17 protein-coding genes are annotated in these 20,854 nt (G+C 48.1%); 16 read left to right on the forward strand and 1 reads right to left on the reverse strand.

The window, feature by feature from the left end; genetic code table 11:
• Positions 1–344: 344 nt before the first annotated feature.
• The 13 genes from HP548_RS22450 to HP548_RS22510 all read left to right on the forward strand — a co-directional run bounded on the left by HP548_RS22450 (position 345) and on the right by HP548_RS22510 (position 16,602).
• Positions 345–2,135, forward strand: a complete 1,791-nt coding sequence (locus HP548_RS22450) for an L-fucose isomerase (RefSeq protein WP_175382910.1) — start codon at positions 345–347, stop codon at positions 2,133–2,135.
• Positions 2,136–2,176: 41 nt separating this feature from the next.
• On the forward strand, positions 2,177–3,679 hold the full coding sequence (locus tag HP548_RS22455; protein WP_175382911.1) for a rhamnulokinase: 1,503 nt from the start codon (positions 2,177–2,179) through the stop codon (positions 3,677–3,679).
• A 52-nt stretch (positions 3,680–3,731) separates the two neighbouring features.
• Positions 3,732–4,394, forward strand: a complete 663-nt coding sequence (locus HP548_RS22460) for a class II aldolase/adducin family protein (protein WP_175382912.1) — start codon at positions 3,732–3,734, stop codon at positions 4,392–4,394.
• A gap of 262 nt (positions 4,395–4,656) precedes the next feature.
• A complete protein-coding gene (locus HP548_RS22465; protein ID WP_175382913.1) occupies positions 4,657–5,409 on the forward strand; it encodes an FCD domain-containing protein in 753 nt (250 codons plus the stop codon).
• A gap of 16 nt (positions 5,410–5,425) precedes the next feature.
• Positions 5,426–7,471 (forward strand): hydantoinase/oxoprolinase family protein, encoded by a 2,046-nt coding sequence (locus tag HP548_RS22470; RefSeq protein ID WP_175382914.1) that lies wholly within the window; start codon positions 5,426–5,428, stop codon positions 7,469–7,471.
• Entirely contained in the window at positions 7,468–9,432 is a 1,965-nt protein-coding gene (locus HP548_RS22475; protein WP_175382915.1) for a hydantoinase B/oxoprolinase family protein, read from the forward strand. The genes HP548_RS22470 and HP548_RS22475 overlap by 4 nt, the downstream gene beginning before the upstream one ends.
• Positions 9,433–9,507: 75 nt before the next feature.
• The gene (locus HP548_RS22480; protein WP_175382916.1) at positions 9,508–10,644 is read left to right on the forward strand and encodes an ABC transporter substrate-binding protein; all 1,137 of its coding nucleotides are present in this window, start codon (positions 9,508–9,510) and stop codon (positions 10,642–10,644) included.
• 71 nt (positions 10,645–10,715) lie between these two features.
• Complete coding sequence (locus tag HP548_RS22485) at positions 10,716–11,849, forward strand: ABC transporter ATP-binding protein (protein ID WP_175382917.1); 1,134 nt, start codon at positions 10,716–10,718, stop codon at positions 11,847–11,849.
• Positions 11,846–12,763, forward strand: a complete 918-nt coding sequence (locus tag HP548_RS22490) for an ABC transporter permease (protein ID WP_175382918.1) — start codon at positions 11,846–11,848, stop codon at positions 12,761–12,763. The genes HP548_RS22485 and HP548_RS22490 overlap by 4 nt, the downstream gene beginning before the upstream one ends.
• On the forward strand, positions 12,756–13,595 hold the full coding sequence (locus tag HP548_RS22495) for an ABC transporter permease (protein WP_175382919.1): 840 nt from the start codon (positions 12,756–12,758) through the stop codon (positions 13,593–13,595). The genes HP548_RS22490 and HP548_RS22495 overlap by 8 nt, the downstream gene beginning before the upstream one ends.
• Positions 13,592–14,809, forward strand: coding sequence for a M24 family metallopeptidase (locus HP548_RS22500; RefSeq protein WP_175382920.1), 1,218 nt, complete (start codon positions 13,592–13,594; stop codon positions 14,807–14,809). Before HP548_RS22495 ends, HP548_RS22500 begins: the two co-directional genes overlap by 4 nt.
• 78 nt (positions 14,810–14,887) lie before the next feature.
• The gene (locus HP548_RS22505) at positions 14,888–16,084 is read left to right on the forward strand and encodes an MFS transporter (protein WP_175382921.1); all 1,197 of its coding nucleotides are present in this window, start codon (positions 14,888–14,890) and stop codon (positions 16,082–16,084) included.
• Between the two features lie 167 nt (positions 16,085–16,251).
• On the forward strand, positions 16,252–16,602 hold the full coding sequence (locus HP548_RS22510) for a hypothetical protein (protein WP_063563897.1): 351 nt from the start codon (positions 16,252–16,254) through the stop codon (positions 16,600–16,602).
• 114 nt (positions 16,603–16,716) lie between these two features.
• On the opposite strand, the gene HP548_RS22515 is transcribed toward HP548_RS22510, so the two are convergent.
• Entirely contained in the window at positions 16,717–17,343 is a 627-nt protein-coding gene (locus HP548_RS22515; protein WP_175382922.1) for an FMN-dependent NADH-azoreductase, read from the reverse strand.
• A 183-nt stretch (positions 17,344–17,526) separates the two neighbouring features.
• On the opposite strand from HP548_RS22515, the gene HP548_RS22520 reads away from it, so the two are divergent.
• The 3 genes from HP548_RS22520 to HP548_RS22530 all read left to right on the forward strand — a co-directional run bounded on the left by HP548_RS22520 (position 17,527) and on the right by HP548_RS22530 (position 20,827).
• Positions 17,527–18,465 (forward strand): sugar-binding transcriptional regulator, encoded by a 939-nt coding sequence (locus HP548_RS22520; protein ID WP_053780650.1) that lies wholly within the window; start codon positions 17,527–17,529, stop codon positions 18,463–18,465.
• Between the two features lie 252 nt (positions 18,466–18,717).
• Positions 18,718–19,368 (forward strand): deoxyribose-phosphate aldolase, encoded by a 651-nt coding sequence (deoC, locus tag HP548_RS22525; protein ID WP_063563980.1) that lies wholly within the window; start codon positions 18,718–18,720, stop codon positions 19,366–19,368.
• A 268-nt stretch (positions 19,369–19,636) separates the two neighbouring features.
• Positions 19,637–20,827 carry a NupC/NupG family nucleoside CNT transporter gene (locus tag HP548_RS22530; protein WP_113054646.1) on the forward strand — a complete coding sequence of 397 codons (1,191 nt, stop codon included), beginning with the start codon at positions 19,637–19,639 and terminating at the stop codon, positions 20,825–20,827.
• Positions 20,828–20,854 lie beyond the last annotated feature (27 nt).

Genomic DNA, 20,854 nt, shown 5'->3' on the forward strand with positions numbered 1-20,854 from the left:
AGGCTCATGCTATCTTAGGGTTACCGATAACCCTAATCATAAAAAAGTTGATTTATTTCAGTCTAACCGCTCTTCATTTTTGCTCACATCGCTTCCTTCACACTCCATAACAGGACAGCATAACGGAGTCAATAATATAGAGCGGTTTATTTAATCAAGCATTTGTAAACGCATTCATAGTAAGAAAAAGAACTGACCGTTGGCATGCAATGGTAGTGTATTTCCTCGGGTATCGGTGAACAGAAGGAATCAAAATTCCTAAATAGCCCCATCAAATTGCATACGGACAAGTCACAAGTCATTCGTACCTATTCTATGAAACCATTGAAGGAGGACGTTTTAGTATGACACATCAGGATTATCGTTATAAACAGGCATTTCCCAAGATTGGTATTCGTCCCACAATTGACGGCAGACGCAAGGGTGTTCGTGAATCCTTGGAAGAGCAGACGATGAGCATGGCAACTTCCGTTGCCGAGCTGCTCGCAGCAGAACTTCGGTATCCCGATGGATCGCCGGTAGAATGCGTCGTTGCCGAGTCCTGTATTGGCGGCGTCAACGAGGCAGCGGCAGCAGCGGAACTATTCAGTCGTTCTAACGTGGGCGTGACCATAACCGTTACACCTTGCTGGTGTTATGGGACAGAAACGATGGATATGTCTCCATCCATTCCTACTGCGATCTGGGGTTTTAACGGCACTGAACGTCCGGGCGCAGTATATCTGGCAGCAGTACTCTCTGCCCATGCACAGAAGGGGATCCCGGCTTTTGGTATCTATGGCGAGGATGTACAGGATGGAGGAGATACGACGATTCCTGATGACGTTCGTGAGAAATTGCTGCGTTTCAGCCGTGCTGGTCTTGCCGCTGCAACCATGAAGGGACGTGCTTATCTGTCTATCGGCTCGGTATCCATGGGCATTGCCGGCTCCATCGTGAACGATTCCTTTTTCCAGGAGTATCTGGGCATGCGGAACGAATATGTGGATATGAGTGAACTCACTCGTCGTATAGAAGAAGAAATCTATGATCCTGAGGAGTATAAGCTGGCGCTAGCTTGGGTGAAGGAGAACTGTAGTGAAGGAGCGGACAATAATCCTGCCCATCTGCAGACAGATCGCAAACGCAAAGAGTATGAATGGGAAACGGTAGTGAAAATGACGCAGATCGTACGTGACCTGATGGCTGGCAATCCGAATCTGGCGGAGCTGGGTTTTACTGAGGAATCCATGGGCCACCACGCGATTGTCTCCGGGTTTCAGGGACAACGACAGTGGACAGATCATTCACCCAACGGAGATTTTCTGGAATCCATCCTGAATTCTTCCTTTGACTGGAATGGCAAACGTTCTCCTTATCTGGTGGCAACAGAGAACGACAGCCTGAATGGTGTGTCGATGTTATTTGGTTCCTTACTTACACATACCGCGCAGATCTTCGCAGATGTACGCACCTATTGGAGCCCGGATTCGGTAAAACGCGTGACAGGGCATCAGCTGGAAGGAAACGCAAAGGACGGTATTCTGCATCTGATCAACTCCGGTTCAGCAGCATTGGACGGTACAGGGCAACAATCAAGAGCAGGTGAGCCTGTGCTCAAGCCTTTCTGGGAAATTACAGACGAAGAGGTTCAGGACTGCCTGAAAGCGACCTCGTGGCGCCCGGCATCTGTCGAATATTTCCGGGGCGGCGGCTATTCGGCTGATTTCCTGACCAAGGGCGGTATGCCTGTTACGATGACGCGTCTCAATTTGGTTAAAGGACTAGGGCCAGTACTGCAGGTGGCTCAAGGTTACACCGTCGATCTGCCTGAGGATGTACATGATACGCTGGATCAACGGACAGATCCGACTTGGCCATCCACCTGGTTTGCACCTGTTCTGACGGGATCAGGAGCTTTTACTTCGGTCTACGAAGTGATGAATCAATGGGGCGCGAACCATGGCTCCATCTCTTATGGACATATCGGAGCGGATTTGCTGACACTGGCCTCCATGCTTCGTATCCCGGTGAGTATGCATAATGTACCGGAATCCGAGATTTTCCGTCCACGTGCCTGGGGGCTGTTCGGCACAAGTGAACCAGAAAGTGCCGATTACCGGGCATGCAGCGTCTTTGGACCGTTGTATCGTTAACATCCAAACGGCTAGTCGCGGAAGCAAAGGAGGCATGAGAGATGGGAACTCAAGCAACGCATGTGCTTGCTGCCGATTACGGCGCCGGAAGCGGCCGAGTAGTCCGTGGGACTTTTGACGGGAGTAAGCTCTCGTTAGAGGAAGTGCATCGATTCAGTAACGATCCTGTACACCTGGGAGACGGATTGTACTGGGATTTCCTGCGACTTTTCCACGAACTGAAACAAGGGATTGTAAAGGGCATGCAAGGCATCTCCCAACCGGTCCGTTCCATTGCTGTGGATACGTGGGGAGTCGACTATGGATTAGTGGACGGGGAGGGAAGATTATGCTTCAACCCCCGCCATTATCGGGAATCGCGTAATGCGAAGTGGATGGAAGAAGCCCTGCGCATGGTAAATGAAGAAGAGCTATATTCCATGTCCGGTGTCCTGCCACAACAAATAAATACCGTATTTCAACTGCTTGGAAGTGTGCGCGAGCACTCGGAAGGTCTGCGGCCAGATGTGCGCATGTTATTGATGCCGGATTTATTTAACTATTATCTATCTGGTCAACAGGCCAGCGAGTACACAATTGCCAGTACAAGCGGACTATTGCATGCCGGAGAGGTTCGTTGGAATGAACAATTGATTGGCCGACTGGGTATCCCGGAGACGTTATTTCCACCTCTCGTCCAGCCAGGCACGGTGCTGGGGCAGTTAACGGATGACTTGTGTGCAGAGTTGAACATTGAACCAATGCAAGTGATATCTGTAGGTTCACATGATACAGCATCTGCATTGGCAGCTATTCCTGCGACAGATTCGGAATTTGCCTTTATTAGCTGTGGCACCTGGTCACTCATGGGCGTGGAACGCGACAGTCCTGTATTGGATAATCGTAGTCGTCAACTAGGGTTCACCAATGAGGGCACGGTAAATGGCAAAGTACGAACCTTGAAGAATCGCTCAGGACTGTGGTTATTGCAGGAGTGCAAACGGCAGTGGGAACGGGAGAATCAACGTTTTACCCATGAGGAACTGGTACAGCTCGCTGATTCGGCAACTGCTCATCAATGTTATGTATCGCCCGGTGATGGGGTGTATTTGGCGCCAGGCGACATGCCAGAGCGAATCCGGCAACAGTGCAGTGCCAGCAGGCAAGCAATACCTGAAACTACCGGAGCCATTGTGCGTTGTATTCTCGAAAGTTTGGCGCTGGAGTTCAGACAGACTCTGGACGAACTGGAGCTAATTACAGGCACTCGGCCACGGGTGATTCATATGGTCGGTGGCGGTGTGCATAATCGCTTATTGTGTCAATTTACGGCGAATGCAGCAGGGATTCCCGTGATAGCGGGTCCTGCCGAGGCAACCTCAGCCGGAAATTGCATGCTGCAATTCTTGGCACATGGCGAAGTGAGCAACTTGTCCGAGGTGAGAGAAGTTATGGCTTCTTCCTTTTCTCCCGAAACCTATGAGCCAGAAGACACCGCAAGGTGGCAGGAAGCCTACGTAAGATACCAAAACCTTAATCAAAGGTTGGCGAGTGAATCCAATTAGATGAGCATTTTATAAAATGCTAAAAAGAAAAGTCAAAGGAGTGGAGCAGAACATGTCTGAACAACAGGTAAGGGAAGAACTGACCAAATATGCCCGCAGAGCGGTTGCTCAGGGGCTGGTGGTTGGACCTGGGGGGAATCTGAGCGCACGTTTCGAAGGAACGATGCTGCTTTCGCCGAGTGGTTATGCACTAGAGGATCTGGAGCCTGAGGAATGGATCGCGATTGATATTGCGACAGGAGAGACACGTGCCGGATCAACACGTCCTTCCTCAGAGGTGTTGATGCATCTGTATAGCTATCGGGTCAATCCTGACATTCAAGCCATTGTGCATACACATCCGGCATACACCATCGCTCTGAGTCTCGTTTTCGATGAATTGCCTCATTTGTTCCCTGATCAGTCGGCACTGGTGGGAGATATTGGCTTTGTCCCTTATGTTCTGCCCACAACCAAACTTCTTGCTGATGCGGTGGCTGCCAAGGTTGAAGAACACACAGCGCTCATTCTGGTTAACCACGGATTGGTCACGACAGGTAAAAACCTGCGGGAAGCCTACTACCGCACCCAGGTGGTGGAGGAAAGCGCCAAGGTGTACATGATCGCCAAGGCAGCAGGGGAGCCTAAAGTGCTTACTGCGGAAGAATACAAGGAGATCCAATCTCTTGAAAGTGAAGCCTACCGCGTACAGCTACTCCAACAGCTCAAGTCGTAAATGAATATTTATAATTAAACGAAGTTTAAAGGTTATCTCAACAAAGAGCAGATTACGTCCTCCAGAACAAAATCTGGAATACAGGATGTGAATTGCTCTTTTTTATTTTGGAACAAACGGCTAGTACATGGTCAGAAAAATAATACATAGTAATTAGGTAAGAATTATTGAAATTATTGTCGATTGAAGGTATACTGTCGTTAATCATCAGTGAGTAACAACAAAAAAAACTACAATTATTTATATATGAGGAGTGAATTTAGTGGGTCCTGAGCTAAACGAATTGGAGTTGGAATACGAACTGCTGAAGCAGCTTCGGGACGCGAGCGCTCCCATCGGGGCCAGCACGTTGGTTCATACCCTGGGCAAAACGTACGGTCTAAGTCAGGCTACAATCGGAAGAAGACTTATGGAGATGGACGTTGAAGGTTTCACGATACTGGAGGGACGGAAGGGAAGGGTTCTGACCGAACAAGGGCTGGAGCGAATCAAGATTCTGGAGAAGGATTTACAGCAAAAAAGTGTGAATTCCCAGCTCATTCAGATGCTGAACCATTCCGGTGAAAAGGCTCTGCTCGATGTCCTTGTAGCCAGAAGGGCTCTGGAACGGGAAATTGCTTCTCTGGCAGCACAACGAGCCTCAAAAGAATACATATTGTTACTGGAAGCCTCTATTGCTACCCAGCATCTATTGCTTTCCCAGAATGTTATTCCTTACGAGGAGGACCGGGAATTTCACAGGCTGCTGGCTTATGCGGCTCAAAACCAGATTCTGCTGCATGCGGTTGAACTGGTCTGGGAGACAAGCCGTGATTTCCTGGAAACAGCTTATATTAGGCAAAGAGTAGGAAGTGAACTGGTTGTGGACCATCAGCGGATTCTGGAGGCAGTAGCGGCGGGCTCCCCGGAACAGGCTGAAGCGGCAATGGTGAATCATATTAACCAGATGATTGAGGATGTTAAACGATATTTTGCCATGCAGAACCTTAATATAACTTCGGATAATAACCGGTGATAAAGGAGTTGAGCTTGTGAAAACAACTTATCGATTAGGTATAGATATCGGAGGCACATTCACGGATGCCCTGGTTATGGACAATCATGGCAGGGTGATTGTGGCACTGAAGACGCCATCGATTGCAGCAGCTCCTGAACAGGCGATTTTTAATGCACTTGATCAGCTCAAAGCGGGTGGAGTGGATCTTCAGGAGATTGATCTGTTTGTGCACGGAACAACGCTTGGTGTTAACACCCTAATTGAGCGTAACGGCGCAGTTACAGGTCTGTTGGTCACCAAAGGGTTTCGAGATATTCTCGAGATTCGGAGGCTACGTCTCGAGGATACTACCAATCTGTATGGTGACAAGACCGATGCGCTTGTTCCGAGACATCTCGTTAAGGAAGTGGATGAGCGAGCGCTTGCGAGTGGTAGCATACTTCAACCACTGGATCAGGAGCAACTGCTTCAAGCGGTAGACGAGCTGGTGGAAGAGGGGGTTACAGCCTTGGCGATCAGTTTCTTGCACGCTTATGTCAATCCTGCTCATGAGCAGCTCGCGGAAGAGTTAATCAGGGAACGTCATCCGCACCTGTTTCTCTGCAGAAGTAGTGCCATTTGGCCGCAGCAACGTGAATTCGAACGTACACTCGCCACAGCCATGAATGCATATGTTGGGGAACGCATGGGATCATACTTTCTGCGTCTGCAAGAAGGAATTGGCGCTTACGGTTTGAAAGCCAATTTGCTGTCCACGATGTCCAATGGTGGAATCATGACGGCGGCCAGAGCGGCCAAAGAGCCTGTACGTACTCTTCTGTCCGGACCTGCGTCCGGAGTAATCGCTGCAACGCATATTGCTGAACAGGCCGGCATTCATCAAGTCATCACGTTCGACATGGGCGGGACAAGCGTTGATGTTGCTCTCATTGATAAAGAGCCTACCTATTCTACCGAGAATAAGGTTGGGGATTTTCCAGTTATCATTCCCGCTGTCGATGTAACCGCGATTGGAGCGGGTGGGGGCTCGATTGCCTGGCTCGATTCCGTAGGTGTACTCAAGGTGGGACCACGAAGCGCAGGAGCCAATCCGGGTCCAGTCTCCTATCATCGTGGGGGAGAAGAGCCAACAACGACGGATGCCTATCTGCAACTGGGCATTTTGCAGGCTGATCGATTCCTTGGTGGACAGATGCGTCTCTATCCCGAGCTTGCAGAACGTGCTCTGGGCAACCTTGGCGAACGTCTGGGACTAAGTCCCACGCAAACTGCACAGGCCATTCTTGATGTGGCCACCGCCAATATGTATGCCCAGTTCTCTCCGCTCATGGCACGTAAGGGTGTTGATCCCCGTGACTTTACGTTGCTCGCCTATGGTGGAGCTGGGCCGATGCATGCTTTTCTCATGGCGCGTGAAGTAGGCATCCGCCGAGTGCTGATCCCGCCATCTCCAGGAACACTTTGTGCCATGGGCTGCACGGTTGCCAACCTTCGCAATGATTTCGTTCATACCTTGCATAAAAGCAGTCAAACACTTGAGCCTGGTGAGTTATCGACTCTTTACACCAGACTGGAGGATCAAGGGCGTAGTTGGGTTGAGGAGGAAGCACGCGGAGGAGTGAAACTGGAACATATCTATTGCTTGTATAGTGCCGACATGCGTTACGAAGGTCAGGCCTTTGATTTGGAGGTTACGCTCACATCCGATGAAATCGCCGATCCTGAGAAAGCAAGGAACAAATTCCATATGTACTACCAAAATGTGTTTGGCATCAGCCAGCCGGAAGCTGATGTGATGTTCGTTAGTCTGAGAGCGACCATTGTTGGCATCCTGCCTACCCAAAGCACCGCGTCTCCGGCAGAGTTGCCATTCGATGAGAGTGAAGCAGAAGAACGAATCATCACTTTCGACCACGCACAGCGAATAGCAAAAGTTCTTAAGAGGGGACAGATACCATTGAATATGCCCATCCACGGGCCCATTATTGTGGAGGAATATGATACAACCATTTTCATCCCGCCTGGCTTTACGGTATACCGGGATGCTTACGGAAATGTGATTGGGGAGGTGGAGCAATGATTGGCGACAAGGTTTTTCTTGAAATTTTCAACAACCGGATTCAGGCTGCGGTAGAGGAAATGGCCAATGTCGTGCTGCGCACAGGATTCACCGCTTTTGTTAAAGAAACAGGCGATTTTGGAACCTACCTCTTGTCACCATCCGGGGAAACGTTTGGGTCGCCATTGGAGACGGGTTACAATCTGTCCCTCGGCATCCCCGCAGCGGCGACCATAAACAGCATTACAGATTGGAAGGAAGGCGATTTGGTTATCTGTAATGATCCTTATTCCACCAAAGGCATGGTGACACATCTACCGGATGTCCATCTGATCAAGCCCTACTTTCACAAAGGAGAAATCATCGCATACGGCATGTGCTTCGTTCATTCATCCGATGTAGGTGGTAAGGTACCGGGGAGCGTATCTCCAAGCGCCTACGATATTCATATGGAAGGCATTCGTATTGCTCCAGTCAAGCTGTATGAAGCAGGCGTTCTTAATGAGCAAATACTTCGTATGTTTCTGGACAATAGCCGCATTCCGGAGCAAAACCTCGGTGATCTCAAGGCACTGATGGCAGCTTTGAATCGGGGGGAGCAGCGACTAGAAGAGCTTATCGGCCGCTACGGTGTAGAGCGAATTCAGCAGGGCATTGAGCATTTGCTGGAATACGCTGAGTTGAAGGCACGCGCCATCGTACAGGAGATCCCGGATGGTTCGTATGAGTTCTGGGACTATCTGGAGAAAGGCCCTGGCGGTTATCCCATCCGATTGCGCTGCAAAATGACAATCGCGGGCAGTGATATTCATCTGGACTTTAGCGGAACCGACCCTCAGGTCAGAGCTTCGTTCAATATTCCTACCCACAATCAGCAGGGGCATTACATGCTGGTTCCCGCACTCATTCGTTATTTCCGTACGCTCGATCCAACGATTCCATGGAATTCGGGCATGATTCGCATGGTTCGAAATTACGCACCACCGGCTTCAGTTCTTAACCCGGAGCCGATGGCAGCGGTTGGCGCAAGAGCTGCTACCTTTATTCGGCTAATGGATGTCATCACAGGCGCTCTTGGAAAAGCTCAGGCAAGTAAGGTTCCCGCCGCAGGAGCCGGACAGGCATGCATCGTTATGATGGCGATGACAGATGCGTCAGATGGCAAGAAAAAGGTTGGCGTGATCCAGCCGATATGCGGCGGTTCAGGAGCAAGACCGATGAAAGACGGAATTGATGGCATGGATTTTGCCGTGGGTCATCTTCGAAACATTCCTGCGGAAACAGTAGAATCCGAAATGCCTGTGCTCATAGAGCATTATGGCCTTCGTGCTGATTCTGCTGGTGCTGGAACCTTCCGTGGTGGAAGCGGAATCGACCTGTGTGTCAAAATTCTTACACCAGATACCGTAATGACCGCCAGAAATATGGAGCGTATGGAGTTTCATCCGTGGGGCAGGCTTGGCGGAGGTGTTGGTACCCATGGGGAAGCTATTCTCAATGCTGGACGTGCAAGTGAACACCATCTGGGAAGAATTGATGAGTTGCTGCTCCAACCCGGAGAGACGGTGACGTTCCTGTCACAGGGCGGAGGTGGATATGGCGATCCATTTGATCGGGATCCACTGCTGGTTCTGGAGGATGTTAGAAGAGGACTGGTATCCACGGAAAAAGCTCTTGAACTGTATGGTGTAGTCATAGAAGGCCGGAATCTGAACGTGAGTGAGACCAGACAGTTGCGGGCCAATCGGGAACGGCAGCAGGAAGAATTCGATTATGGTTGGACAAGGAAACAGTTCGAGGCCATATGGACTGACGAGATGCAAGTATCGCTGAATCAGGCACTGCTCAATGTTCCGCTGGCACTCAGAGACTACCTGAAGCGTCAGACCATGGGAGTCGTGGAGGAGAATTCCGTATCCGTATCTCCACATGAAATATCAGGCATTATGGAAGGATTGCGTCAGAAAATAGGATTGCATTGATAAGGTACATGAAGGAAAAACGAATTAATTTTTGTCAAATTCATAAAACCAACTAAATCGATGGGGGAAATTCTCATGTTTAAATCAAACAAGAAACGCTTTCTCAGTCTCGCCTCACTGACACTGGCCGGTACACTGGTTCTCTCTGCATGCGGTGGAGCAAGCAGCTCCAGCAATACAGCAGGAGGATCCGATTCTACTGGAGGAAGCGGAGACAAGGTTAAACTGACCATGTTTATCTGGGCTGGCTCCAATCAGGATGTCGTTCCAAAAGAAGTGGTAGCAGATTACGTCAAAGAGCATCCAAATGTAGAAGTTACTTTTGAAGAATCATCCAATGCAGTCATGTATCCGAAAATGGTCGCTGGCAAGCAGGCTGATCCCAACAATCCAGTTGTTAACTTTGGTTACTTCAACGCAGATGCGACAGCAAAAGGCTTGAACGATGATATGTGGGAGTCACTGGACACAAGCATCGTGACCAACATCAAGGATATCCCGGAGCAGTTTCACAAGCCTGACAATAAGGGTGTCGTGTGGGGAGTTTCGAGCTTCGCACTCGTCTATAACAAGGACCTTGTAAAAACACCGCCAACAAGCTGGAATGATCTGTGGGATAACGAGGAATTCAAAGGGAAAACGGCACTCTGGGACTACATGTTCTATTCCTATATTTCTCCACTTCTTGCAGTCAAAGGACAGGAGCTTGGCGCATCGTATGAGAATCCGGAGCCAGCATTCCAGTTCTGGGCAGATCACAGTGACCAGATCGGTACATTGGTTACATCCAATGACCAGTTGAAGGCTCTTCTGGAGTCGGGCGATGCTCTGATTGCTCCTTTCAGTGCACAGGTTGCACAGACATGGATCGATGGCGGTTCTCCACTTGCTGTAGCATATCCGAGCGAAGGAGCTATTTCTTTCCCATACACACTTCAGGTTGTGAAGGGGTCAACACCTGAGCAGACACGTGTAGCCAACGAAATTATCAACGAGCTGCTGAGCGCAGAGGCGCTATCACAGTATGCAGAAGCAACAGGTACACCGGTAACCAGCACAACTGCTGCCGTTCCAGACAAATACAAGGACGATCCTTCCTTCTCCGTGGAAACACAGAGCAACGGGATTAATCCTGATTGGGATGTTCTTGCTCAGAACAGCTCTTCCTGGAAGGAACTATGGGACCGACTCGTCAAAACCAAACTTCAATAAATGATGGTTTTCAGACAAACCACGATAACGGGTTCTATTTTGAGCCCGTTATGGACGGGAGGAAAACAGAGATGAGCAGTGAACAAGAACCCATTTCCATCGAAACAAGAGAAGTTACGAAGACCTACGGAGAGCGTGCCGCGGTTAACCATGTGTCATTGCAGGTGAAGAAGGGAGAATTCGTTTCCCTGTTAGGCCCGAGTGGCTGCGGCAAAACAACACTTCTACGGATGCTTGGCGGACTTGAGCAGCCGGATCAGGGGAGCATTTTGCTGGGAGGTCGGGATGTAACCGGCATCCCGGCCTATGGTCGTAACAGTAACATGATTTTTCAACAGCTTGCGCTATTCCCGCATATGGACGTATTCAACAACATCGCCTATGGGCTGAAGGTGAAGAAGTTACCGAAAGCCGATATCAGGAGGCAAGTACATGAGATGTTAGAGTTGGTCCAGCTCGGAGATTATGGTAGACGAGCTGTTTCCCAGTTGTCTGGGGGGCAGGCTCAACGCGTAGCGATTGCTCGCGCTTTAATCAACAGACCCGAAGTTTTGCTGCTCGATGAGCCACTTTCCGCACTGGACATGCAGCTGCGTCTGGATATGCAGCGCGAACTAAAACGCATACAACGAGAGTTCGGTGGTACGTTCATCTTTGTAACGCATGATCAGAATGAAGCCATGAATATGTCAGACCGGATCGGTGTCATGCGCGCTGGCAAGCTGCTGCAATATGCTACGCCGGATGAAATCTATGAAAAACCGACAGACAGCTTCGTAGCCAAGTTTATTGGCGATACCAATCTTCTGGCAACAAGGGTGCTTGGACAGGATACGAATGGAATCCGGGTTGAATGCTTCGGGTATTCGCTGCTGGTGAAGACAGGTGAGGACACCCCGGTTGCCATAGTAGGTGCCCGGCACTCGTTGTCCATTCGGAACGAATATATTCGACTTGGAGAGGATGCGATTCCTTGCCTGAATAAGCTGGATGGACGTGTCATAGAAGCAGTGTATGGCGGGGCAAATATTCGTTACACGATCCAGATTGCTGAGGGGTTTCTGGTTCAGGCCAGTGCACTGCATCAGCGGGGAGCCTCTCGTTTTAGCCCGGGAGAGCCAATTCGGATTGGCTTTGATCCGGAGGACGCGCTCTTGTTATCCGAACCAATGCTGCAAGATCCGGCACAGGAGGAAGGGATATGAATCGGATTGCGGATCGGATCGTGAATCTGTATTCATCCAAAAACCGCCGATGGATTACCCAGTTGCTGCTTCTGCTGCCTGCACTGGTCCTGATGGGCATCGTGTATCTGGGTGGTCTGCTTATCTTTGGCAGATACAGCTTTGATATCTATGAAAATGGCAAGCTCGTCCGGGGCTGGGAGTGGGATGCCTATCGCGCTTTTCTGTCCGATCCGTACTATTGGAAACTGATAGGCACCACGTTTCGCGTTGCTTTCAAGGTTACGCTATGGAGCCTGCTGCTTGCATACCCGCTAGCTTATTGTATAGCAGGCCTAAAGAAAACGGGCATGAAGCAATTGTTGCTGCTACTTACGTTTCTTCCGCTACTGGTCAGCGCAGTTGTGCGATCCTATGGCTGGCAGCTGTTGCTATCCAAACAGGGCTTTATGAACTGGCTGTTCATACGGCTTGGAATTACGGATGAAGGCTTCAGTATGATATATAACGAGACTGGTGTGGTCGTCGCACTTGTTCATATTTTTCTGCCGTTCATGGTCTTTCCGATCCTGAATGTATTGTCGCAAAGTGACGCTTCTCTAAAAGCGGCTGCTCAGGATCTGGGAGCAGGAAGCTGGCGGACATTCCTGACGATTACCCTACCTTTATCAGCGAGAGGTATTGCTAGCGGGGTACAGATTGTATTCACGCTATGCCTTACGGCCTTTACAACGCCTCAACTGATTGGCGGAGGCAGAGTCATGACACTGCCAGTATTTATTTACCAGCGAACACTGGATACCAACTGGCCGATGGCTGCGGTAGCAAGTATGTTCTTGCTCATTTCTTCCATCATCGTTTCACTTTTGGTCAATAAAGGAGCGGAAATGCTGATGTTCCGTCGTTCCCGGAAGGGAGGTCAGGCTTATGGTTAAGTCCAACAGGCTCACCAAACTGCTGCTCTATATATTTGCAGGGGCCGTGGCGGTTTATCTACTATTGCCGTTGCTAATGATCCTATTGACATCTGTAGGTTCCGGATCGGCCAGTAAATTCCCTCCAGAAGGTCTTACCCTGAAGTGGTATGCAAATCTGGGAGAGCAGACTCAATTTCTCGTTGCATTCAAGAACAGTCTGATTGCTTCCACTGGTGCGGTATTGCTGGCGCTGATTACCGGAACACTTGCAGCGCTGGCCATCGTGCATTACCCTTTCCCGGGTGCTGGCATCTTAAGAGCCTTTTTTGTATCCCCAATGGTTATGCCGAAAATTACGCTTGGTATTGCGTATCTAATTTTGTTCTCCAAAATGCATATTACAGGCGGATTGTTCGCTCTTATTTTGGGTGAAGCGGTCATCGTGCTTCCATTCGTGCTAACGCTTGTAGGCAGTGCATTGGCCAATCTTCAGCCCGCACATCGAGAGGCGGCAGCAGACCTTGGAGCAGGTCCACTGCGTATCTTTTTTACAATCACCTTGCCACAGCTTAGACTATCTCTGCTCCTTTCAGGATCAATCGCATTTGTCTTCACTTTTGATCAGGTAGAGGCTGCATTGCTGCTGCTTCGTCAGGACAGCTACACACTACCGATACAACTGTTCCTGTATATGGAGAAGTGGCAGGACCCGACGATCGCGGTTGTATCTGTCGTACTTATCGCTTTTGCACTGGCCTTGTTCATGATCATCAAGCTGGTACTGCGCTCAGTACCCGGACTTGAGAGTTTGTTTGGGGGCAGGAAAAACAAAAGGAGGACTGAATCATGAACAATTCACTTCATATATCCCATAGCTCGGGTCTAAACCGGGACCGAGCGGAAGATGTAATGAAAACTCAGGGACTTAGTGCCCTGATCGCAACCACACCGGAAAATATTCACTATGTCATCGGCTCCCAGCTACGCGCGAGCAACTGGACCATGCAGATTTACGCCATTCTACCTGCCGACCGATCCGCTCGGCCATGTATCGTCATCCCGACGAATCGTTTGGGCGTTGTGGCTCAATTCGGTATCACGGGAGTAGATATATTTGCCTACAGTGACTTCTTCGTGGAAGGTACGATCGAAGGCAAACCTTCTACGGATGATATTGATCTGTTCTACTCTCTGCTACAAACGACAGTCATTCATCCGGGGCCGATAGAAGCGCTTAAGGCTGCACTGAAACAGCTCGACATCGAGAATCAACCGATTGGAATCGATGAGATGCGAATTGCTCCTGAACTTTTGGCACGGGTCAAGGAGGATGCTCCTCAAGGAGCGGTTGTTCACGCGTACAAGCTATTTCGTCAAATCCGCTTGGTTAAGACACCTTTCGAGATTGAGCAGCTCCGACAGGCTGCCCAAGTAAATGAGAGAATTGAGCAAGAGCTGATTGATCTGATCGCAGCCGGTGTTCATGAGAAGCAGCTTGCCGACCATTATCGGCTGTCTGTGATGAGAGCAGGCGGGACACCTGCAATGACTGCGGTAGGGGCGGGTCCGCGCAGTGCGCTTCCGCTCATCGAAAATTATTTTCATACCATCGGGTCAGGAGATCAGATCCGCTTTGATCTGTGCTTGCAGTTGGAAGGATACTGGGGAGATACAGGACGTACCGTTGTAGCAGGAGAGCCAACTCCCTGGATGACAAAGCATTTTAATGCTGTAAAAAGCGGATGGGAGACTGCACTTGAAACCGTACGTCCTGGCGTCAAGGCTTCCGACGTATTTCATGCGGCTGTGTCTCGCGTGCAACGTGAGGGAATTCCTCATTACCGACGCCAGCATGTTGGTCATGCCATTGGCTTGGAACTGTACGACGACATGACTCTCTCTCCTGGTGACCAGCGCATACTGGAGCCTGGCATGGTACTGTGTGTGGAGGTGCCATATTATGAGCTCGGCGCTGGTGGCTTCCAAATCGAGGATACGGTTGTTGTAACTCCAGATGGATATGAGTTTTTGACTCATATGGAGCGTAAATTGTTCATTAAATAACGATTAATGGAAGGCTTCAGCCAAGCGATCAGTCAGCAGCCGATCATGGAGCTTTTCTGCCGAGAAAGTTGGAATATCATGATTCAGCAGGGAACTAAGACGTTTCGTAACATTAGCCTTGCGCTGTTTGCCGGAGGTTTTGTGACTTTTGCGTTACTATACAGCCTCCAGCCCCTGATGCCCGAGATTAGCGAGGCATTTGCGATCTCGCCTGCACATTCCAGTCTGACCCTCTCAGTTACAACGATTGCCATGGCACTGACCATGTTGTTCATCGGTTCCTTATCCGATTCATTGGGAAGACGCTTTATTATGACAGCAGCTTTAGTTGTTTCATCTATTATTGCAATGATTAGTGCGTTTAGCCCTGGATTTACTGAGCTGCTTCTGCTTCGTATTCTCCAGGGAGTTGCACTTGCCGGGTTGCCCGCGACAGCCATGACATATCTGTCTGAAGAGATTGAGCCTTCCAGTCTAGGGTATGCTATGGGCCTTTATATCAGCGGAAATTCGATTGGAGGTATGGCTGGTCGTTTTATCAGCGGCGTGATCACAGACTGGCTCAGTTGGCGTGCCGCAATTGGTTTTATCGGTATTCTTGGCCTATGTGCGGCCGTTATCTTCTGGCTGGTCATCCCGCCATCCCGCCATTTTGTCAAAGCGACTCCTGGATTCAAAAAGATCATTCCTCTTTTGTGGTCACAGTGTCGGAATACACGTTTACTTTGCCTGTATGGACTGGGCTTTCTTCTGATGGGTGGCTTCGTAACGTTGTTCAACTACATCGGATTTGAATTAACTGGAAAACCTTATCATCTTAGCCAATCTGTCGTTGGTAGCCTTTTTGTCGTGTACCTTATGGGTACATTGAGCAGCACCTGGATGGGCAGGCTTGCAGATCGGTATGGAAGATCGAATGTCCTTGGAATCGCGCTGGGTATTATACTGGCTGGTGCAGTTTGTACCATTCACCCAGATCTTTGGGTCAAAGTAATTGGACTTGCGCTGTTTGCCTTTGGTTTCTTTGGCGGACATTCCATCGCAAGTAGCTGGGTTGGACTCGTGGCGGATCAGCATAAATCCCAGGCTAATGCCTTGTATTTGTTTTTCTACTACGTGGGATCAAGTGTCAGCGGAACTGGAGGGGGCCTACTTTACAGCCATCTGGGTTGGATTGGCATTGTGGGCATGATTGGTGTGTATGTGGTAATCGGCTTTATTTTGTGTCGGTTTCTGATAGAAAAGGTAAAAGAACATACCAGGCTTACTTTTTAACTAAACATAGATCGAATGTTTGTTCGTTCATCACAAAGCACTCATTTTGACCCATAATCATCCAATAGTCCTTAATACAATAACTAACTTTTTTCGACAAGTATTGCATATCCCGAAATACCGAGTATAATACTGGGTAAATAGATGCAAAGGGGATGCAATAAACGATGAAAACACATGCTGAACTGAACTCACTTCTTGTTGACGATTATCTGGATCTCCTGAACATAGCGAAACAGCTAGGTGATGAGGAGTGGAAAGAGGCCATTCTGCAAGCATTGAAAGAAGAAGTGGATGCTAATCATCATCTGGATTCAACCGAGGTTAGACAGGATCTTTGGAGTCAATTTGAAGGTATTAACGAACAGATGCATGATCTGTTAATGCAATTGAAAAATGCCGAGGGTCCCGAAGAGAAAGAACAGATTATTGAAGCCATTTGGGGACTGAAAGTGGACCGACATGCCATTACTCGCAAACTTGAAACCATGAGCCGTGCTAGCGCTGGACATCAATAAAGCTCTAACGTTTATTATAAAAAAATAAAAACCCGCGTGCCGTCCTATGGAATTAATATTCCATGGGTTGGCATGCGGGTTTTGTGTTTGTTGCTGTACTTGTTTATTTAAGGGTTAGAACTGTTTAGCGAGTGTACGTGACTCTTCTATAGCTTGTTGTTTGATCTCATCTGAGCGTTCCTTATATTGGTTATGTCCTTCCACAAAAATGCCTTCAAGCTTCGGCACACCAAGGAAAGACATAATAATGCTCAGGTAACGATGACCGGATTCCATCTGAGCCGCAGGCCCTTCGGAATAAATGCCGCCACGAGCCTGAATATGCAGTGCCTTTTTGTTGGAGAGCAATCCAACCGGGCCTTGTTCCGTATAACGGAACGTTTTACCAGCCACGCAGATGGAATCGATATAAGCCTTCATAATTGGAGGGAAAGAGAAGTTCCACATCGGTGTCACAAAAACATATTTGTCAGCAGATGCGAATTGATCCGATAATTCATTCAAACGTTGAACCTTGGTCTGTTCTTCAGAAGTCAATTCGCTGCCGGTTTGAAGTTTCCCCCAACCACTGAATACATCTGCATCAATATGAGGAATATCCGAGCGATACAAATCCAGATGAATAACCTCATCCGAGGGATGGCTTTCACGATATGCATCCACAAACGCTTTACCTGCAGCCATGCTGAAAGAAGTTTCATGATCATGAGGATGGGCAGTAATATACAATAATGTAGACATACGGTTCTTCCTCTCTATGATGTTTTTGCCAAAAAGGGCTGACATTAATAAGCGACCGATGTAGTATGCATCGTTTGTAACGTTTTATACCTGGATAGTGACCTGGTACTCAATCATGTATAATACATTGGTGTAAGGTGAATCGAACGATACTAGGGATGAGTGAGATGAGCGCATATGGGAATGGATCTGGAGAAGCAACGATTAAGCATTGAAGCAGCGAAATTGTATTATCAATCGGATTACAGCCAGCAGGATATTGCGGTCAGGCTGGGCGTGTCACGTCCAACGGTATCAAGATTACTTCAGTACGCGAAAGATCGTGGTTACGTTCGCATTGAAATTATGGACCCGCTGGAGGATATCGACATTATCGCCGGGGAACTCAAAGCCAAGTATAATCTGGATACTGCGCTTGTATGTTTTGCCCCGTTAAAGAGTGATGAAGAAATTTTGAAACATATTAGTAAAAGAGCAGCAGATTACTTACAAGATACGGTTCAGGATGCGGACATTATTGGGGTAACCTGGGGGACAACGATGAACGCCGTCGCCCGTCAGCTTCGTCCCAAGCAGGTCAAAGGCGTCGAAGTGGTTCAACTTAAGGGAGGCGTAAGCCATTCCCATGTGAATACGTATGCGGCAGAAATTGTTCATTTATTTGCGGAAGCTTTCCATACGGTTCCCCGATATTTGCCTTTGCCCGTGATCTTCGACAACATTGAAGTCAAGAAAATGGTAGAAGCAGACCGACATATTGGCAGAATTGTGGAACTTGGCCGACAGGCGAATATTGCCATGTTTACCGTAGGTACAGTGAAGGAAGATGCACTTTTGTTCAGACTGGGGTACTTTAATGATGAAGAACAGCAATTGCTGATGCATTCAGGTGCAGGTGACATTTGTTCACGTTTTTTTGATGCCGAGGGCCGGTTGATCAGTGAAGAAATTAACAACAGAACCGTCGGAATTGATCTGGCTGAGCTGCGAAATAAGGAAAAATCGATTCTCGTGGCCGGGGGAAAACGTAAAATAGAAGCCATTCATGCTGCGCTCAAAGGTCATTACGCCAACATTTTGGTAACAGATCAATACACAGCTCAGGCTTTGCTTCGATTATAATGCAATGGATGACAACATCTGCCACGCGACATGGGCGGATGTTTTGCTTTCTTAGGCAGAAGCTATATTATACGATTCCTCCCAGTAAGCGAAGTCGTTTGTTTAGTGAAGTTTCCATGGAATGTGTTTAAATTTCAAGGTTGAACAAAAGTTCATATTGATTTTTACATATGTTCATGTTAGGGTAGGGATATAGAAAATAACTAGTTCAGATAAGGGGAGATTGAATTGACTACACCACAATTAGCCAAAATGATAGATCATACCTTGCTTCGTGCAGATGCAACACAAAGTGAAATGGCCAAATTGACCGAAGAAGCGAAACAATATCAATTTGCTTCTGTATGTGTTAACCCGGGCTGGGTTGCTTATGCTGCTGAACAGCTTCAAGGTACTGGCGTCGATATTTGTACTGTTATCGGTTTCCCTCTGGGAGCTTCCACTTCCGAGACCAAAGCATTTGAAACTAAAGATGCCATCGCCAAAGGTGCTACTGAGGTGGATATGGTCATCAACATTAGTGCTTTGAAAGATGGCAAAGATGATGTTGTTGAACAGGATATCCGTGCAGTTGTTGAAGCAGCAGCGGGTAAAGCTTTGGTGAAAGTCATTATTGAAACTTGTCTGTTGACGGATGAAGAGAAAGTACGTGCATGTCAGGCAGCGGTAAAAGCTGGGGCTGATTTTGTCAAAACCTCCACAGGTTTCTCTACGGGTGGAGCAACACCAGAAGATATCGCTTTGATGCGTCGTACCGTAGGTCCGGATGTAGGCGTTAAAGCTTCCGGCGGCGTGCGTAGTCTGGAAGACATGCAAAAAATGATCGATGCAGGAGCAACTCGGATTGGCGCCAGTTCCGGTGTGAAAATCATGCAAGGCGAACAATCTACATCTAATTATTAATTCGTGAGTAATTGGCTCGATAAATTTCACTAGATGGAATGCTTGGATGCTTTAAAATGATTTAACTTGTTCTTCATATCTCTCGATGGATGTGAAGAACAAGTTTTAAAGCTGATCCAAATTTATATTTTAAATAAAACCCAATCATAAAAAACCGAATTTATTGTAAGCGCTTCAACCGTTTTCTGAAAGGTTAATTCATCACATATATGGGAAACCTTTGAGCTGAATAAACATCCGGCTTAACTACCTTCAAAGGAGAGATAGAATGAAATTCCTAATTGCCCTTCTTGGTATACTTGTTGTCTTTGGACTGGCTTATCTGGTCAGCAACGGTAAGAAGAAGATCAGATATCGTCCGCTAATCATCATGATTGTTTTGCAAGTAATATTGGGATACGCATTATTGAACACAGAAGTGGGTACATTTTTGATTGGCGGTTTCGCGACCGTATTTGAAAGTTTGCTTGGCTATGCGAATGACGGTATTTCATTTGTATTCGGTGGTTTGACTACCGTTGGTGCAGACAGTGGGGGCGCGCCGTTCTTCCTCAGTGTATTGATGCCGATCGTCGTTATCTCAGCGCTCATTGGGATATTGCAGTATATCCGAATCTTGCCTTTTGTTATAAAATATATTGGTCTGGTATTAAGCAAAGTCAACGGAATGGGCAAACTGGAATCATATAACGCGGTTGCTTCGGCTGTATTGGGGCAATCTGAAGTGTTCATTTCTGTGAAAAAACAAATTGGGTTGCTGCCTAAACATCGACTGTACACTTTATGTGCCTCGGCGATGTCCACGGTATCGATGTCCATTGTCGGTGCCTATATGTCCATGATTGATCCGAAGTATGTGGTTACGGCACTTGTGCTGAACCTGTTTGGCGGTTTTATCATCGCTTCCATCGTGAATCCTTATGAGGTTTCTCCGGAAGAAGATATATTGGAAGTACAGGAAGAGGAAAAACAATCCTTCTTCGAAATGTTGGGTGAGTACATTCTGGATGGTTTCAAAGTTGCTATCGTCGTAGCTGCAATGTTAATCGGTTTTGTTGCTCTGATCGCACTGGTTAACGGGATCTTCAGTGCAGTGCTCGGCATTTCGTTCCAGGAACTGCTTGGTTATGTGTTTGCACCATTTGCCTTCATTATGGGTGTTCCTTGGAAAGAAGCGATTCAGGCGGGAAGTATTATGGCTACCAAAATGGTATCCAACGAATTCGTTGCCATGCTTGATCTGACCAAACAGACTACTTTGTCTGCTAGAACAACAGGGATCGTATCCGTCTTCCTCGTATCGTTCGCGAACTTCTCCTCAATCGGTATTATTGCCGGTGCGGTGAAGGGACTTCATGAAAAACAAGGTAATGTGGTGGCCCGCTTCGGTCTGAAACTGCTTTACGGTGCATCGCTCGTCAGCGTACTGTCTGCGATCATCGCCGGACTGTTCTTGTAAAGCCGGATTATTGGAAGGAGTGCTTAA

This window comes from Paenibacillus taichungensis (assembly GCF_013359905.1).
Taxonomy (GTDB): Bacteria; Bacillota; Bacilli; order Paenibacillales; family Paenibacillaceae; genus Paenibacillus; species Paenibacillus taichungensis.

Excerpts from the sequence above, each read along its gene's own strand:
- HP548_RS22500 (WP_175382920.1), top strand. The coding sequence starts at position 13,592 with ATGAACAATTCACTTCATATATCCCATAGCTCGGGTCTAAACCGGGAC.
- HP548_RS22450 (WP_175382910.1), top strand. The coding sequence starts at position 345 with ATGACACATCAGGATTATCGTTATAAACAGGCATTTCCCAAGATTGGT.
- HP548_RS22510 (WP_063563897.1), top strand. The coding sequence starts at position 16,252 with ATGAAAACACATGCTGAACTGAACTCACTTCTTGTTGACGATTATCTG.
- HP548_RS22485 (WP_175382917.1), top strand. The coding sequence starts at position 10,716 with ATGAGCAGTGAACAAGAACCCATTTCCATCGAAACAAGAGAAGTTACG.
- HP548_RS22520 (WP_053780650.1), top strand. The coding sequence starts at position 17,527 with ATGGATCTGGAGAAGCAACGATTAAGCATTGAAGCAGCGAAATTGTAT.
- HP548_RS22505 (WP_175382921.1), top strand. The coding sequence starts at position 14,888 with ATGATTCAGCAGGGAACTAAGACGTTTCGTAACATTAGCCTTGCGCTG.
- HP548_RS22480 (WP_175382916.1), top strand. The coding sequence starts at position 9,508 with ATGTTTAAATCAAACAAGAAACGCTTTCTCAGTCTCGCCTCACTGACA.
- HP548_RS22530 (WP_113054646.1), top strand. The coding sequence starts at position 19,637 with ATGAAATTCCTAATTGCCCTTCTTGGTATACTTGTTGTCTTTGGACTG.
- HP548_RS22495 (WP_175382919.1), top strand. The coding sequence starts at position 12,756 with ATGGTTAAGTCCAACAGGCTCACCAAACTGCTGCTCTATATATTTGCA.
- HP548_RS22475 (WP_175382915.1), top strand. The coding sequence starts at position 7,468 with ATGATTGGCGACAAGGTTTTTCTTGAAATTTTCAACAACCGGATTCAG.
- deoC (WP_063563980.1), top strand. The coding sequence starts at position 18,718 with ATGATAGATCATACCTTGCTTCGTGCAGATGCAACACAAAGTGAAATG.
- HP548_RS22455 (WP_175382911.1), top strand. The coding sequence starts at position 2,177 with ATGGGAACTCAAGCAACGCATGTGCTTGCTGCCGATTACGGCGCCGGA.
- HP548_RS22490 (WP_175382918.1), top strand. The coding sequence starts at position 11,846 with ATGAATCGGATTGCGGATCGGATCGTGAATCTGTATTCATCCAAAAAC.
- HP548_RS22515 (WP_175382922.1), bottom strand. The coding sequence starts at position 17,343 with ATGTCTACATTATTGTATATTACTGCCCATCCTCATGATCATGAAACT.
- HP548_RS22460 (WP_175382912.1), top strand. The coding sequence starts at position 3,732 with ATGTCTGAACAACAGGTAAGGGAAGAACTGACCAAATATGCCCGCAGA.